The organism is Mycetocola sp., assembly GCF_046716805.1.
Lineage (GTDB): Bacteria > Actinomycetota > Actinomycetes > Actinomycetales > Microbacteriaceae > Mycetocola_A.
In genome coordinates, this window is sequence record NZ_JBKJWH010000039.1 from 1 (window position 1) to 2733 (window position 2733).

Annotated in this window: 3 protein-coding genes; 2 read left to right on the forward strand and 1 reads right to left on the reverse strand. The window is 64.7% G+C overall.

All coding sequences use genetic code 11. The annotated features are described in order from the left end of the window. The coding region (locus ACLQ62_RS03245; RefSeq protein ID WP_411720228.1) for a sensor histidine kinase at positions 1 to 315 on the forward strand (315 nt) is incomplete at its 5' end. Positions 316 to 855: 540 nt separating this feature from the next. On the opposite strand, the gene ACLQ62_RS03250 is transcribed toward ACLQ62_RS03245, so the two are convergent. Beyond that, entirely contained in the window at positions 856 to 2085 is a 1230-nt protein-coding gene (locus ACLQ62_RS03250; RefSeq protein ID WP_411720229.1) for an ISL3 family transposase, read from the reverse strand. 184 nt (positions 2086 to 2269) lie between these two features. Here ACLQ62_RS03250 and ACLQ62_RS03255 point away from each other — a divergent pair. Next, a partial coding sequence (locus ACLQ62_RS03255) for a transposase (RefSeq protein ID WP_411720230.1) occupies positions 2270 to 2733 on the forward strand: 464 nt, incomplete at its 3' end.

Genomic DNA, 2733 nt, shown 5'->3' on the forward strand with positions numbered 1-2733 from the left:
CTCTCGAACCTGGTCGGCAACGCGCTCAAGTTCACGCCGGCGGGCGGCTCGGTGCGCGTCGGCGCCGGGGCCGAAGGCGAGTCGGTGCGCTTCTGGGTCTCGGACACCGGCAAGGGTATCGACCCCGAGCACCTGCCGCACCTGTTCGAGCGCTTCTGGCAGGCGCGGCGCGGCGACCGCCAGGGCCTGGGGCTGGGCCTGAGCATCGCCAAGGCCATCGTCGACGCGCACGGCGGCCGCATCTGGGCCGAGAGCACCCCCGGCACCGGCAGCACCTTCTTCTTCACCCTCCCCATCCGCGCGAGCGAGGACTGATCGAGTGTCGATCGTGGCCTCCGTCGAGACCGTTGGGACCGTTGGGACCGTTGGGATATGCGAGTGAACTCGCGGCTACAACGGCACACAGTCCGCCTTCGCGGACACCACGGCAGCACCGGTTCGTCCCTCCGCACCATCGCTACCCCCCGGATCGCATCATCCGCTCGGATATGCGCAGGATCACCCCCCGCGTGGTGTCATCCTGAGGCGCGACCTCGCCGCATCGTCCGTCCGCACCAGTGACCGCAGCGCCATGAGGATCTAACCGCCGCCGCCACGAGGCTTGGGCGCGGTAGCGGCGCAATCGTCCGCCAGCGTCATCGTCCCGTCCTCGTTAGCAAGGGAATCCCTCGTCCGGCCAGCACGGCTACCGTACCGCGCCGGTGCCGAACCCTCCTGAATCCCCATGATGACGCGGTTGCCGCAGCCAGACGCTCGCGCCGTCTCCGGCGTTGCCTCGACTGTCCAAACCACGTCATCAGAAACAGCGGGTCGATGGATTCAGCGCCACGATCCTGCACCCTCGCCCAAATTGGTTCATCGCGGATTTGGTTGCAGCGTACCCGGGAAGGCGCCTTTGATCTTCAGGATGAAGTAGGCGTCGTCGCGAAAGCCGTACGCCAAGCGCTTGATGACCTTGATCTTGTTGTTGATGCCTTCCAGCCGACCGGTGTGGATCGGATATCGGCAGTGGTTCACGATTCCCTTCTCGTGCCGGCAGAGGCTCTTGGCGAATTTTGCCAGCGCAGGGATCCCGCTCGCGTGGGCGAGCGCACACCATTGGTCGAGCGCTTTCCTGGCCCATGCCGGATGCTTGTACTCCCAGATGCGTTTGAGCTGGTCCTTCAGCACGTAGACGGTGTTCAGGTTCTGGTTGGCCGCAAGCAGCTCCTTCAGCGCTTTCTTCTGTGAGCCGAGCAGGTTCGGAGCGTTCTTCAGGAGCAGGTAGCGGCTCCCCTTGATCAGCTTGCGGCCGGCCTCGTCCTGCTTCTTCGCCTCCTCCAGGCGCACGACGTCCACGACCTCACGGCTGTACTTCGCGACCACGTGAAAGAGGTCATAGACCTGGGCCGCGTGCGGGCAGGCTTTTTCCACCGCGGTTCGGAAGCCCGAGGCCATGTCGGAGGCTACCGCCTCGATCGACTTCCGTTGCTCCGGCGTCAACTCCGCGAAGAAGCTGGCCAGCGTAGCCTCGGTTCGCCCCTTGCCCACCCAGACGATGCGCCCCGTCTCCAGATCGAGCACCGTGGTGAGGTAGGTGTGCCCCTTGTGGATCGCGACCTCGTCCACCGCGAGGAGCTGGAGCCCGTCGTAGCATGGAGTGCCGACCTCCCTCTGAAGCCGGCGTTTGTCGATCTCCTTGACCGCGTGCCAATCCAGGCCGACGTGGTCGGCGACCTGCTTGATGGACATGTGCCGGCACAGACCGGCGACATACTGCTCAAAGCGCAGCGTGGAGCGGCGGTACGGAGCGAGGAAGTCGTGGCCTTCCGTGCGGATGGTCTGGCAGCCGGCGCACCGCAGCTTCCGATTGGGCACCACGAGCTCGACGCGTGCATGCGCCAAGCCCAGATCCCGCACCTGCCGGGTGCCGTAGATGTGCAGCCGCCGGCTCTCCTGGCCGCAGACCGAACAGATCGGCCACGAGCCTTCGGCCGGGGCCAGGGTGATGACGCTCTGTACGCGCGTCTCCACTTCGATCACCTGCTGATCGACCGGAACCACTCGTGCAAAGGGGAAGTAGGGCGTTATACTGAGGTCGGACACCGTGTTCTCCGGCTGAGCGTGAATGGGAGCTTAGACAACTCCATTCTGCTCGACCGAAGGACCGGTGTCCACTTCGTTTACCCCCTACCTGCAACTAAATCCACGAAGAACCAAAAAATCAGTGTCCGCTTTCGCGGAGCAGCCGACGCCCGTAAATTGAGGCAACTTCAGCCAGGGGCTTCGGATGCGCGGAATCGAGCCAGAGCAGCCGGTGCTGTTCAGTTATGTGAATCTGGAGAGCCGGGTGCCTCGTGACCACCCGTTGCGGACCATCAAAACGCTGGTGGATTCGGCTCTCAGACAGCTCTCGCCGCGTTTCGACGCAATGTACGCACGGCGCGGGCGGCCGAGCGTGCCGCCGGAGCAGCTGCTGCGCGCGCTGCTGCTGCAGATCTTCTACTCGGTGCGAAGCGAGCAGCTGTTGATGGAGCAGCTCGACTACAACCTGCTCTTCCGCTGGTTCGTGGGACTCGGGATCGATGACGGGGTGTGGGTGCCGGAGACGTTCTCGGTCAATCGCGACCGCCTGATGCAGGGCGACGTGGCGAAGGCGTTCTTCGCCCTGGTGCTCGCGGAGGCACGCAGCCGGGAGTTGCTCTCTGACGACCACTTCACGGTAGACGGCACCCTGCTGGAAGCTTGGGCGAG